Source organism: Streptomyces sp. NPDC054786 (genome assembly GCF_053611685.1).
In genome coordinates this window covers 55193-68448 of the sequence record NZ_JBSHAW010000049.1, presented here as the reverse complement: position 1 = coordinate 68448, position 13256 = coordinate 55193, and the positions used below count along the sequence as shown (strand labels likewise).

Here is a 13256-nt window from a genome sequence, read left to right as displayed (position 1 = left end):
GCCTGGTGTGTGGACTGCTGCGCTTTACGTCCACACACCAGGCCCCTCCGGCCCGTCCCCTCCCGTGAGTGGGTGGGAAAAAGCTGGGTGGGGGCGGGCGTTCGCGGCTGGGTTGCGTCTGACTCAGGGGGTGCACCGGACCAGCCACGTGCACCCCCACCGAAGTTTCTTCCCTCCCTCAACGGGAGGGGACGGGCCGGAGGGGCAGGGGTGTGGGACGTAAAGCGCAGCAGTCCCACACCCCTGCCCCGGAGGACCGTCACCGCACCCGACAGCCCCGCGCAGCGGCCCCGGCCCGCCGCCAGGCGCAACGGCGAGAGACCCCCACGGCGGGAAAGCCGAAAACACGGGCCGGGGCAAAACGCAGCGGAGAGGCGAACAACCACCACGGAGGCAAAGCCAAAAACGTGGGCCTCACCCCACGGGAATACCCGCCTCCAGGTGCAGCGGACAGCCCCGTTCACGGGCGCGCAGCGCCCAACGCAGTCGGTTGAAGCGCACCGGCGGCAGCATCTTCTCGGCCTCGGCCTCGGTGGCGAAGCGCCAGTCGCGCAGTTCGGCGCCGGGCAGCAGCAGTTTGCTGATCCGGTCGTCGGTCAGGGTGCCGCCGTCGTAGAGCAGCCGCAGACCGCCGAAGCCGGGCGGTTTGGGTGCCTCCCAGTCCAGCACCAGGAGCCGGGGCGCACGGGGCAGTTCGATGCCCAGCTCCTCGGCGACCTCCCGTATGCCGGCATGGACGGGCGCCTCGCCGCGTTCCACGATGCCGCCGGGGAATTCCCAGCCGGCCTTGTAGGTCGGGTCGACGAGCAGCACCCGGTCCTGGTCGTCGAAGAGCAGTACGCCGGCGGCGAGCGTCTCGGCGGTCGGTTCGGGTGTCTGCACGATGTCGCAGGCGCCGGCGCCGGTGCGGAGGGCCTCGGCGACCCGCTCGGCGCTCTGCCGGGGCGTGAGCCGGGTGGTGTCCACGACGTGCGCATCGCCCTTGAGCCACGGCAGGGCTTCGGCGTACGGCCCCAGGTGTTCCAGGCTCCACCGGCGCACGGACGCGGTGGCCCCGGCGTCTGCGGAGGGCTCCTCGCGGTGGGCTATGCGAGCCCGCAGGATCGTTTCGTCCGCGTGCAGCAGGACGTGCCGTACGGGTATCCGGCGGGCGGCGAGGGAGCCGAAGATCTCGTCGCGGTACTCCTGGCGCAGCAGCGTCATCGGTGTCACCAGCGGACCCGGGACTTCGGTCAGCAGTGCCGCGGCGGTGTCGACGACCATCCGCCGCCAGGCCGGCAGGTCCTGATAGTCGTCGATCTCCTCGAACCGCTTGGCCGGCAGCATCAACCGCAGTCCGCTGCCGAGGAGTTCGGGGTCGTAGAGCGTGCTTCCGGGAAGCAGGTCGAGCAATTCATGAGCCGTAGTGGTCTTGCCCGCACCGAACGTGCCGTTCAGCCAGACGATCACGGTTTCCCCTCTTCCCTAGACCCAGGTGAGTTGCCCGCCACACCCTGCCACCGAAACGCTCGGGGCCACGGGCCGCGCGCACGACCGGGAACGTTGCTCATTCGACCATCGGCGCGGCCAGGGAGGTTTCACACACCCGGGGACACGCCGGTCGCGAATTGCCTCGCGCGGAGGATGTCGGTCACCGCATCCGCCGCCGCGAAGCCCCCGGCAAACAAGCGCTCCCCCGCCCCTCCAGTACCGAAACCCTCACCCGCATACCGAGTTCCCGGGCCGCCGCCGGCCCGGGAGACGCCGCATATGACGGCGGCCCATCGTGCGGCCGCCGGCATGTTCCGCGCGGCCAGGGCCGCTACCCCTTGCTCGCGCCGAGGGTCAGTCCGGCGATGAAATGCCGCTGGAGGAGAAGGAAGACCACAATCGTGGGCAGCGCGACGAGGACGGAGCCCGCGGCGAGCAGGTTGTAGTCCGTGAAGAATTGGCCGCGCAGATTGTTCAGGGCCGAGGTGACGGGGAGTTTGTCGCCGTCGGAGAGGAAGACCAGGCCCCAGAGGAAGTCGTTGTACATCCAGGTGAATTGCAGGGTGCCCAGTGCGGCGAGCGCGGGTCGGCACAGGGGAAGGGTGACCCGCCAGTACTGCGCCCAGACGCCCGCTCCGTCGACGATCGCGGCCTCCAGGATTTCCCGCGGCAGGGTGCGCATGAAATTGGCCAGAACGAAGACACAGAAGCCGAGTTGGAAAGCGGTCTGCACCGCGATGACGGCCCAGAGGGAGTCGTACATCGTCAGGGAGTCGGACATCCAGTACGGCAGTGGAATCCTGTTGAACAGCACATAGAGCGGGGTGACGATCACCTGCTGGGGCAGCAGGTTTCCGGCGGTGAAGAACATCAACAGGACGATGCCGCCGCGGATCCGCAGCCGGGAAACGGCGAAGGCCACGAACGAGGCCAGAAAAAGGGTGAGCAGCACACCGGGGACGGCGATGATGAGCGAGTTGAGGAAGTACTTGCTCATCCCGGAGTCGGCGAAGGCCTGTTGGTAGTAGTCGAAGGAGAGATGGCGCGGAAGGGAGAAATAGCCGTATTTCGCGGTCTCTTCGTAAGGGCGCAGTGAGGCGTAGACGGCCAGCAGCAGCGGGGCGAGGAAGGCGAGCGAGACGGCGGAAAGGAAGAGGTGGACGCCGAACCGGCCGCGGCGGCGGGCCGGGCCCCTCGGCGCGGGTGCCTGGCGCGGGGCGGGCCGCGCGGTGGCGGCGGGTGCGGTCATCGCCGCTGCTCCCCTCGGAGTTCCTGGACGAGGTAGGTCACGATGAATCCCAGCGAGACCAGCAGCAGGACGACGGCGATGGCCGAGCCGAATCCGATCCGGCTCGCCTCCCCGATGATGTTGTCGGTGACCAGCACGGACAGCAGCTCCAGGCCGTTGCGGCCCTTGTTGATGGCGTAGACGATGTCGAAGGCCCGCAGCGATTCGATGACGGTGATGACGCCGACGATGACATTCACCGGGCGCAGGGTGGGCAGCACGACCCGGAAGAAGGCCTGCCGTTCACTGGCGCCGTCGAGGGCGGCGGCCTCTTTGAGACCGGGGTCGACGGATTTCAGTCCGGCGAGATAGAGGATCATGACATAGCCGGTGTGCCGCCAGCAGGCGGCCAGCAGCACCATCCAGATATTGAGTCCGGGATTTCCGAGCCAGTCGGTGGGATTCCTGCCGCCGATGACGGCGTTCAGTGCGCCCTGGTCCCGGGAGAGGACCAGTTGGGCGATAAAGCCGACGACGGCGAGCGAGAGCACCACCGGCATATAGAGCGTCGACTGGTAGAAGCGGCTGAAGCGGACACCGCGGTCGATGAGGACGGCGAGCAGCAGGCCGAAGGGGGCGGCGACCAGCCCGAGGAAGACCAGCCACAACAGGTTGTGGCGGACCGCCGGCCAGAACTGCGGGTAGTCGGTGAAGAGGTTGTCGTAATTCTTGAGGCCGGCCCACCGGATATCGCCGATGCCGTCCCAGGTGGTGAAGGACAGCCCCACGGAGGCCAGCGTCGGGCCCCAGATCAGGGCGAGGTCGAGCAGGATGGGTATGCCCAGCAGCACGCCGAGGACGACGAGGTCACGGCGGGTGTGGCGCCGCGGACCCGGTCGTCCGGCGCGCCGTGCGCGGGTGTTCGGCACGGCGGTTCGCTCCCCGTCTTTCACAACGGACTTCTGACGGCGCTCACTTGGCGGAAAAGATCTGCTTCTTCTGGCGTTCGATGTCATTGACCAGGCCGTCGATGTCATCCGGTTTGCTCAGGAACTGCTGGATCGCCTGGATCATCACGGTCGAGGCGAAATCGGGCCGGGTGTCGCGGTCCATGAACTGCGATATCTGCTTGGCGCCCGAGACGAGCTGGACTGCCTTCTTCTGCAGCGGGGTGTAGGCGGCGGTGTCCGCGCCGCTGTTGACCGCGACGTTGTTGGGGTCGGACTTCAGATAGATGTCCTCCGCCTTGGGCGTGGCGAGGAATTTCAGCAGATCCTTCGCACCGTCCTTGTCCTTGGCCTTCTTCGACATCAGGAATCCGTCGATCGGCGCCTCGACCGCGTCCTGGCCGTGGGCCGGGTCGATTTCCGGGAAGGGGAAGAAGTCTAGGTCCGCACGGTCGTCGGCGCTGAACTGCTGGCCGGGGTGCGGAAGTCCGAGCACGGTCATTCCGGCCTTTTTCTGTGCGAGGGTCTGTGCGGCCTCCTGCCAGGTGCGGCCGTTGGCGCCTTTTTGGTGATAGGGCATCAGTCCGCGCCAGAGGTCGAAAACGTGCCTGACCTGCGGGCTGTTCCAGGCCTGCCGGCCGCTCATCAGCGCGATGTGGAAGTCGTAGCCATTGGCGCGCATATTGAGGTAGTCGAAGGTGCCCATCGCCGGCCAGCCGTCCTTGTCGCCGAAGGCGAACGGCACCAGGCCGTCCTTCTGCATCTGTCGGGCGAGCGCACGGTACTGGTCGAAGGTCTTGGGGATGTCGTACCCCTTCTCCTGGAACACGCTCTTCCGGTGGAAGACGGCCCACGGATAGTAGTAGTACGGCACCAGGTACTGCTTGCCGTCCAGACCCGTCGACTGCTTCTTCAGCGCCTCGGAGAACCCGTCGAAGCCCCGCCACAGATCGCTGATGTCGGAGAGCAGGCCCTTCTGTGCGAAGTACTGCATACGGTTGCCGGCGAACCACATGAAGACATCGTCCGGAGAGCCCTGGAGATAACGGTTGATGTTCTCCTGGAAGTTTTCGTGATTGACGGTGTTGACCGTCACCGTCTTCTTCGACTTCTTCTCATAGGCCTTGAAGGCCTCGGCGAAGGCCTTCTTCGGAACGGCGTCCGAGGCATTCGAACCCATCGTGATGCCCTTCGGACCGCCGCTGCAGGCGGCGAGCAGGGACGGGAGGGCCACCGCCCCCGCGCCGAGCGCCGCGCTCCTCAGCAGCGTCCGGCGGGACATCCGACGTCCTGCCGCTTCCCCGTACGTATCCGAGCCGCCGAACGATGACTGGACCATGTCCCCCTCCTCAGGGGTGGAACCAAACAGAACCGAACGCGAGTGGTGGGATCTCACTCCGAACGGCAGGTCGAGTCAAGGGTTTTGGCAGGCGAAGCAGGAACCGTTACCGCTCCTCTTCCAACAGACTCCAACAAGCCCTACCGTAAACACTCGCACGCGACCGGTACACGCCCCCACCACACCTCTCGCGAAGACGGAGGACGCGAATCATGCGCGTTCATATCCGCACCATCCACCGGCGAGGCCACCGAAGAATCGTCGGAGCGCTTTCCGCCGCCCTGTTGTGTACGGCAGGAGTGACCGCCCTGCCCGCCGCGGCCCGTACCCCCGACGCCCCGGGCGCCGGCACCGCCCGCACCACCCCCGCACCCCGGCTCCCCGACGGGCTCGCCAAGACGCCCCCGATGGGCTTCAACAACTGGAACTCCACCAACTGCCGGGCCGAGTTCAACGAGGAGATGGTCAAGGGCATCGCCGATCTCTTCGTCGCCAAGGGCCTCAAGGACGCCGGCTATCAGTACGTCAATCTTGACGACTGCTGGGCGCTGCCGGCCCGCGACGGGAACGGCAAGCTCGTACCGGATCCGCAGCGCTTCCCCCACGGCATCAAGGCGGTGGCCGACTACGTCCACTCCAAGGGACTGAAATTCGGCATCTACACGAGCGCCGGAATCAAGACCTGCAACCCGGCCGGATTCCCCGGCGGCCTGGGCCATGAGAAGTCCGACGCCCAGCAGTTCGCCGACTGGGGCGTGGACTACCTCAAGTACGACAACTGCAATAACCTCGGCGTGGACGCCAAGCAGCGGTACCGCACGATGCGGGACGCGCTCAAGGCCACCGGGCGGCCCATCGTCTACAGCATCTGCGAATGGGGCGAGAACAAGCCCTGGGAGTGGGCGTCGGACGTAGGGCATCTGTGGCGCACCACCGGCGACATCAGCGACTCCTGGTCGAGCATGCTCGGGATCACGAAGCAGAATCTGCCGCTCGCCCCGCACGCCGGCCCCGGGCACTGGAACGACCCGGACATGCTGGAGGTCGGCAACGGCGGCATGACCGACACCGAGTACCGCAGCCACTTCTCCCTGTGGTCGATGATGGCCGCCCCGCTGCTGATCGGCTCCGATCTGCGCAAGGCCACCCCGGAGACGTTCGAGATCCTGGCCAACAAGGACCTCATCGCCATCGACCAGGACCCGCTGGGCAAGCAGGCCACGGTACTGAAGTCCGAGGCCGGCCGCTGGACGCTGGTCAGACAACTGGCCGACGGCGCCCGCGCGGTGGCGCTGTTCAACGAGACCGGACAGCCGCAGCGGATCTCCGCCACCGCCAAGGACCTGGGCCTCCCGCAGGCCGACGGCTACCGGCTGCGCGATCTGTGGCGGCACCAGGACACCCACACCACGGGCACCGTCTCCGCGACCGTCCCGGCACACGGCACCACCGTCTACCGCGTCTCCGCCGACAAGCGCTGGGCCACCTACCCACCGGCCGTCGAGACGGGCACCGACCGTACGCCGCTGGTCGAGGCCGGCTCCCCCGCCGGCCTCCGCTCCACCGTCCGCAACCTGGGCGGCACCCCCGCCAAGAACGTCACCGTGACGCTGCAGGCCCCGCACGGGTGGCAGGCCAGGGCCACCTCCCCGGCGACGGCCCGCGCGCTGCCCGGCGGCCGGACGCTCACCACCGGCTGGAAGATCACCGCACCGGCCGGCACCGAGCCCGGCGCCTACGATCTGCCGCTCACCGCCGCCTACCGCTCACCCCGCGGCGAGCGGATCACCACCACGCTGCCCGGCACCGCCCATGTCGTGGTGCCACCGCCGTCCGGGACCGCGTACGCCGCCGAACTCCCCTGGCTCACCGCCGCCAACGGCTGGGGCCCGGTCGAGAAGAACACCAGCGTCGGGGAGAGCGACGCCGGGGACGGCAGGCCGATCGGCATCGGCGGCACCGGCTTCGAGAAGGGCCTCGGGGTGCATGCACCCAGCGAGGTGAGCTTTTATACCGGCGGGCGGTGCTCCGTGTTCACGGCCCAGGTCGGCATCGACGACGAGTCCGGCGACCGCGGGTCGGTGGGCTTCGAGGTGTGGGCCGACGGCAAACAGGTCGCCGTGAGCCCCTCGGTGACCGGGACGGATGCCGCCAAGGCCGTCAGCGCCCCGGTCGCCGGAGCGCAGAGCGTCCGGCTCGTCGTGACCGACGGCGGGGACGGTATCGACTACGACCACGCCGACTGGGCGGACGCCAAGTTCCAGTGCTGAACGTCAAACACCGCTCATCGAAAGAGAGTTGACGACACCGGACGGGCCCTCCGCCCGCCCGGACCCAGCACCCGTGAGGAGCGTCAGCAGGTGGGCAGCCCGGGGACGGGCTGGTCGTTCGCCCCGCCCTTGAGGTAGACCACGCTGATGTAGACACCGGAGTTGCCGCTGTCGTCATCGGTCTTGGCCCACCAGACGTTCGTCCACTTCCCGTACGTCTCCCGGTGGCCCAGCTTCGCCTGGCAGTAGAAGTAGTTGGTACCCGAGTTGAGGGTCCCGACCTGCTGGAAGGACGGGGTGTACGAGCTCGCGGTGCGCCACACCTCGCAGTTGGCCTTGCCACCGCCGATGGACGCGCACGACGGCCCCTGGGTCGGGTCACTGCCGCCACCGCCGGCACCGCCCCCGCCGCCCTGGGCGCCGCCCGCACCGCTGCCACCGCCGTCGGTGCCGCCCCGATCACCATCGTGCCCGCCTGAACTCCCGCCCGCACCACCGGGCTTGGGGTCCTTGGGCGAACCGCCGGCCGAGGGCCGGTCCGAAGCGGACGGCGCCGCACTCTTCCCGCCGTCCTGGCCCTTGTCCTTGCCCTTGTCCTTGGCGTCGGCCTTTCCGTCGGCCTTGCCGGCGTCCTTGCCGGCGGACGCGCTCGGCGTGCCCGGCCCGTCGGCTGCCCCGGCCGGCGGAGCCGACTGCCGCCCACCGCCCGCGACCGTATCGCTCGGGCCCCCGCCCACCAGCGCATAGGTCACACCGCCGCCGGCCGCGAGCACGGCGAGCGCCGCCGCCACGGCCAGCACCACCCGACGCCGCCCGCGGGCGGGCAGCCGTTCGGTGTCCCGCTCCCCCGGGCTTCCCGGGTACGGAGGGGCGCCCGTACCGCCCACGGGCGGACCGGCCGTCACACCGGGCGGATCGCACACGGGACCCGGGGTCGGAAACGTGAACCCGGGTCCTTGGTTCCCGGCGCCGCCCTGATGGTGCTGCGACGTCGGGGGCGCGGGATGCCCGGCGGGCGCAGGCGGCGGCGTCGAGGCCGGTGACGGTGGCGACAGCGGCGTGGGTTGGGTCACCGGCGAGCCCTGGGCCCCGGGGCCGGAGAGCCAACTGGCCGGCGCCGCACCCGGGTTGACCGGGCGGGCCGCACCCGGGCTGACCGCGTCGCCGGGACCGGACGCCACCGCGCCCGGCTCACCCGGCCCGCCGTCGCCCGCCCCCGGGCCGGTCTCCGGCGCCGCGGACGGCGGGGCGACCGCCCGTACATCCGTCGCCGTGGGCAGATACGACGCACCGGGCGTGGGCATCGGCGCGGGCTCGCGGCCCTCCGCGACCGCTTCCAGCAGGCTCCGGGCGTCGGCGGCGGAGGGCCGGTCGGCCGGGTTCTTGGCCATCAGGGCGTGCAGCACGGGGGTGAGCGGCCCGGCCCGCCGGGGCTCGGGGAGCACCTCGGTGACGATCGCGGTGAGCGTCGACCACACCGACGTACGACGGAACGGGGCACTGCCGCCCTCGACGGCCGCATACAGGGTCATCCCGAGGGACCAGATGTCCGAGGCCGGGGTGGGGTCCAGGCCCTGCGCCCGCTCGGGCGGCAAGTAGTCGAGCGAGCCGACCAGTTCGCCGCTGCGGGTGATGTTGGTGGTCGCGCCGTCGCCCGGTGCCTCGATACTGGCGATGCCGAAGTCGGTGAGCACCACCCGGCCTCCCCCAGTGCCTGAACGGCCTGGGCGGTGCCCCCAGCCGTCCAGCAGCACATTCCCGGGCTTCACATCGCGGTGCAGCACACCCACCTGGTGGGCGGCGTCCAGGGCATCCATCACCCGGGCGCCGATCCGGGCGATCTCCCTCGGATCGAGGGGGCCCCGCTGGTCGACGGCGTCGTCCAGCGAGGGTCCGTCCACCAGCTCCATGACGATGACGGGTCGCCCGTCCTCGTCGATGACGTCATGGACGGTGACCACACCGGAGTGCCGGATACGGGCCGCGGCCCGCGCCTCGCGCTGCATACGGGTGCGCAGATCGGCCAGCTCCGGGGCGGAGGCATCGGTGTAGGCGCGCAGGACCTTGACGGCGACCTCGCGCCCCAGCACCTCGTCGACGGCGCGGCAGACCACGCCCATGCCACCGCGCCCGATCCGGCCGGTCACCCGATACCTGCCGCCCAGCAACTGCCCGGTCAGATCGGCGTCGTTGCCCCGCCGGGGCCCGCTCGCGGCGGCGGCACCGGGCACACCCTGCCCCGCATCGCCGCCGGCGTTCGGCAGTGGGGTGGCACCCGTCGGGCCGGGCCCGCCCGCCCCAGGTGCCTCGTCCGCTCCGCCCTGCTCACGCTCCCCCGGTGTCACCGTCGCCGATCCCCTCGATACCCGTGCCTGTGGCCATACGCCGTGTACGCCACGGCGCACGTCGCGGTCGGCAACACACTAAGGGGCGCACGGGGGCTCGTGGTGGCGTCAGGGCGTAGGGACGAAGGCATCGGGACGGGACCGTTGCCCGGCGGCAGCGGCAGCGCCCACCACCCCCGCATCGGTCCCCATTTGGGCCGGTACGACCGTCAGGCCCGACACGAACGACAGCGTCGCATAGTCCCGCAGGGCCGCACGCAACGGGGTGAAGAGGACGTCTCCCGCGCCCGCGACTCCCCCGCCGATGACCGCGATATCGATCTCCACGAGCGTGGCGGTGGCGGCGATCCCGGCGGCCAGCGCCTGGGCGGCTCGCTCGAAGGAGCGGATGGCGACGGGGTCACCGGCGTGCGCGGCGGCGGCGACGGCCGCCGCACTGGTGTCACCGTCGGGACCGGGGAGCCAGCCGTTGGCGAGCGCCCGGCGGGCGATATTGGGGCCGCTGGCGATCCGTTCGACACAGCCACGGGCCCCGCACGGGCAAGGGTCACCGTCGACATCCACGCTGATGTGACCGATGTGCCCGGCGTTCCCCGTGGGGCCCGGGTGCAGCCGGCCGTTGAGGACGAGTCCGCCGCCGACGCCGGTGGAGACCACCATGCACAGCGCATTGGCGTGGCCGCGCGCCGCCCCCTGCCAGTGCTCGGCCGCGGTCATCGCGACACCGTCGCCGACCAGCACGACCGGGCGCTCCCCGACGAGCGCCCGCACTCCGGCGACGAGCGGGAAGTCGCGCCAGCCGGGGATGTTGACCGGGCTGACGGTGCCGGACGAGGCGTCGACCGGGCCTGCGCTGCCGATGCCGACGGCCGCCACCCGCGCCCAGCCCGGCTCCGCGGCCAGCTCGGCGACCACTTCGGCCACCGCACGCATCACCGTCGCCCCGTCCTTGTCGGCGGGGGTGGGCCGGGCGGCCCGTGCGACCAGTCTGCCGTGGGCGTCCACCAGAGCGCCGGCGATCTTGGTGCCGCCAATGTCCAACGCTGCGCTGAGGTCCGTCTGCATCGGTGTGGAATCTCCTGGTGGGCCCGGGGGCCGAGCGTACCGGCCCGGCGTGAGAACGCCAGTCTTCCCTCGATTGACAACGTTGTCTAGAGGCTATGCTCGACGCCACACCTGACGCCGACAGAATCAGGACCGCACACCGTGACCGACACCGCGCGGGGCACCTCCCGCCGCTATGGCACCCGGCCCACGATGAAGGATGTCGCGGCGCGCGCCGGGGTCGGCCTCAAGACGGTCTCCCGGGTGGTCAACGGCGAACCGGGCGTCACGCCGGACACCGAACGACGTGTCCAGGAATCCATCACCGCTCTGGGGTTCCGCCGTAACGACTCCGCCCGGATCCTGCGCAAGGGACGTACGGCCAGCATCGGCCTGGTGCTGGAGGATCTCGCCGACCCGTTCTACGGCCCGCTCAACCGCGCCGTCGAGGAAGTCGCCCGCAGCCACGGCGCGCTGCTGATCAACGGCTCCAGCGCCGAGGATCCGGCCCGCGAACAGGAGTTGGTGCTGGCGCTGTGCGCACGGCGGGTGGACGGGCTGGTCATCATCCCGGCCGCCGACGACCACCGCTACCTGGAGCCGGAGATCACGGCCGGGATAGCGACCGTGTTCGTGGACCGCCCGCCCGGCCGGATCGACGCGGATGTCGTGGTCTCCGACAACTTCGGCGGCGCCCAGGACGCGGTGGCTCATCTCATCGCGCACGGCCACCGCCGGATCGGCTTCATCGGTGACCAGCCGCGGATCCACACCGCACGCGAGCGGCTGCGCGGCTATCGCACCGCCATGGCCGCCGCGGGCCTGCCCGTCGACGACTCCTGGGTGTCACTGGGTTCCACGGCGCCCGAGTGCGTACGCGCCGCCGCCACCACCATGCTGGACGCCCCCGCGCCGGTCACCGCGCTCTTCGCGGGCAACAACCGGGTCACCGTCACGGCCGTACGCATCCTCGGCGAACGCCCGCGCCCGGTCGCGCTGGTGGGCTTCGACGACTTCGAGCTGGCCGATCTCGTCCGGCCGGCGATCACGGTCGTCGCCCAGGACCCGGCACGGATGGGCCGGACGGCCGCCGGTCTGCTCTTCCGGCGCCTGGAGGGCATCGAGGACCCGCCGCAGCGCAGGGAGATCCCCACCCGTCTGATCGCCCGTGGCTCGGGCGAGATCCGCCCTTCGGAGAGCTGAACTCCCGCCGGAGGCGCCGGAGACCCCCGGGCCGGCGCGGCTCCGGGGAGTTCCGGGCGGGGTGATCACCGGTCGTCGCGATACGGGGCGCGGCCGGCCTTCTTCCAGATGAGCACCATCCCCAGCACGAGCACGATCAGCGCGACGATCACGATGACACCCTTGATCGCGGCGTCGGCCAGCAGGTGCTGGACGAGGTCCGACCCGTCGCTCCCGTCGCCCCCGCCCCCGCCCCCGCCCCCGCCTCCGCCTCCGCCTCGGGCGAGGACCTCATACGTCGGGCCGTTGCCGGCCGTCGGACCGCCGCCGGTCATCGGGCCCCACCCCGCCCCGGCTCCCGTTCGCGCTGCCGCTGCCCGCGCCCGTCGTCGTCCAGGTGCCGGGCCGCGGCCCGCACCACCGCACCGGCCACCGACCCGCGTCCCCGGGACGCCCCACCACGGCCCCGCGCGGCGCCCCGGTCGTCCAGATAGCGGCTCACGGCATGAGCGGCGGGTGCCGCATACCGCCGCGCCGCACCGAGCTTCCCCCGGCGCTTGAGGACGAGCGCCACGGCGAAGACCAGCAGGGCCAGCACCACCAGGCCGCCCGCGATCACGCCGAACCGGATGAGAAGAAGGTTCAGGACATGCTCCACGATCACCCCTCCAATCGTTGTATCACAGGTGTGATACAAAACAATTTATCACAGCCGTGATACAAAGGGGCCATGCCCAAGCAGGTGGACCGAGAAGCCCGACGCCGCGACGTCGTCGACGCCCTCTTCCGCGTCGCCGTACGAGACGGCCTCCAGCGCGCCTCCCTGCGCGCCGTCGCCGACGAGGCCCGGCTCAACATCGGTTCGGTCCGGCACTACTTCGCCGGCCAGGAAGAGCTGATGCGCTTTGCGATGCGGTCGATGCTCGACCGGGTCGGCGACCGACTCCAGCGCCGCGTCGACGAGTTGGGCGATCTGGACGGACTTCCCGCGGCGCAGATCCGCCGCTGCGCGGTCGAGCTGCTCTCCGAGCTGCTGCCCCTGGACGACAGCCGGCGTGCCGAGGTCACCGTCCTCGTCGACTTCTCCACCGCCGCCCGGACCCATCCCGCGATCGACGACCTCGCCCAGGAGACCGCCACCGGCACCCGCACCCTCGTCCGCCGCATCCTCACCCGCCTCGACACCGCGGGCGGGCTGCGGCCGGGGCTCACCGTCGACACCGAGACCGAGCGGCTGACCTCCCTCCTGGACGGTCTCGCGTTCACCGCCGTACTGCGGCCCGACGTCCTGGACGCACAGACCTGCGCCACGGTCCTGCGTGCCCATATCGACGACCTCGGTCCGGCCGCGGACTGAAGTACGAAGCCCCCGCCGGAGATCGGCGGGGGCTTCATGGGGCCTACCTGACCGGCAAGCGGTCACGGCGGCCA

Annotated in this window: 11 protein-coding genes; 3 read left to right on the top strand and 8 right to left on the bottom strand. The window is 70.6% G+C overall.

The annotated features are described in order from the left end of the window. Positions 1 to 414: 414 nt before the first annotated feature. The 4 genes from ACWGI6_RS32585 to ACWGI6_RS32570 form a co-directional block, all read right to left on the bottom strand. Complete coding sequence (locus ACWGI6_RS32585; protein ID WP_453270845.1) at positions 415 to 1449, bottom strand: NUDIX hydrolase; 1035 nt, start codon at positions 1447 to 1449, stop codon at positions 415 to 417. A 352-nt stretch (positions 1450 to 1801) separates the two neighbouring features. Further along, positions 1802 to 2719, bottom strand: coding sequence for a carbohydrate ABC transporter permease (locus tag ACWGI6_RS32580; RefSeq protein WP_453270844.1), 918 nt, complete (start codon positions 2717 to 2719; stop codon positions 1802 to 1804). Next, on the bottom strand, positions 2716 to 3627 hold the full coding sequence (locus ACWGI6_RS32575) for a carbohydrate ABC transporter permease (protein WP_453270843.1): 912 nt from the start codon (positions 3625 to 3627) through the stop codon (positions 2716 to 2718). Before ACWGI6_RS32575 ends, ACWGI6_RS32580 begins: the two co-directional genes overlap by 4 nt. A gap of 43 nt (positions 3628 to 3670) precedes the next feature. Beyond that, a complete protein-coding gene (locus ACWGI6_RS32570) occupies positions 3671 to 4927 on the bottom strand; it encodes an ABC transporter substrate-binding protein (protein WP_453270851.1) in 1257 nt (418 codons plus the stop codon). Positions 4928 to 5196: 269 nt separating this feature from the next. On the opposite strand from ACWGI6_RS32570, the gene ACWGI6_RS32565 reads away from it, so the two are divergent. Next, entirely contained in the window at positions 5197 to 7254 is a 2058-nt protein-coding gene (locus ACWGI6_RS32565; protein ID WP_453270842.1) for an NPCBM/NEW2 domain-containing protein, read from the top strand. An 83-nt stretch (positions 7255 to 7337) separates the two neighbouring features. On the opposite strand, the gene ACWGI6_RS32560 is transcribed toward ACWGI6_RS32565, so the two are convergent. Continuing rightward, positions 7338 to 9374: a protein kinase domain-containing protein gene (locus tag ACWGI6_RS32560; protein WP_453270850.1), complete on the bottom strand. Its 2037-nt coding sequence runs from the start codon at positions 9372 to 9374 to the stop codon at positions 7338 to 7340. A gap of 333 nt (positions 9375 to 9707) precedes the next feature. Continuing rightward, positions 9708 to 10664: an ROK family protein gene (locus ACWGI6_RS32555; RefSeq protein WP_453270841.1), complete on the bottom strand. Its 957-nt coding sequence runs from the start codon at positions 10662 to 10664 to the stop codon at positions 9708 to 9710. 141 nt (positions 10665 to 10805) lie between these two features. Here ACWGI6_RS32555 and ACWGI6_RS32550 point away from each other — a divergent pair, with 141 nt between their 5' ends. Then, a complete protein-coding gene (locus ACWGI6_RS32550; RefSeq protein ID WP_453270840.1) occupies positions 10806 to 11846 on the top strand; it encodes a LacI family DNA-binding transcriptional regulator in 1041 nt (346 codons plus the stop codon). A 65-nt stretch (positions 11847 to 11911) separates the two neighbouring features. On the opposite strand, the gene ACWGI6_RS32545 is transcribed toward ACWGI6_RS32550, so the two are convergent. Together ACWGI6_RS32545 and ACWGI6_RS32540 are read right to left on the bottom strand one after the other, a co-directional pair. Then, positions 11912 to 12160, bottom strand: a complete 249-nt coding sequence (locus ACWGI6_RS32545) for a hypothetical protein (RefSeq protein ID WP_453270839.1) — start codon at positions 12158 to 12160, stop codon at positions 11912 to 11914. Next, a complete protein-coding gene (locus ACWGI6_RS32540) occupies positions 12157 to 12483 on the bottom strand; it encodes a hypothetical protein (RefSeq protein ID WP_453270838.1) in 327 nt (108 codons plus the stop codon). The genes ACWGI6_RS32545 and ACWGI6_RS32540 overlap by 4 nt, the downstream gene beginning before the upstream one ends. A gap of 72 nt (positions 12484 to 12555) precedes the next feature. Between ACWGI6_RS32540 and ACWGI6_RS32535 the strand changes: the two genes are divergently transcribed. Further along, complete coding sequence (locus ACWGI6_RS32535; RefSeq protein ID WP_453270837.1) at positions 12556 to 13182, top strand: TetR/AcrR family transcriptional regulator; 627 nt, start codon at positions 12556 to 12558, stop codon at positions 13180 to 13182. The last annotated feature ends 74 nt before the right edge of the window (positions 13183 to 13256 follow it).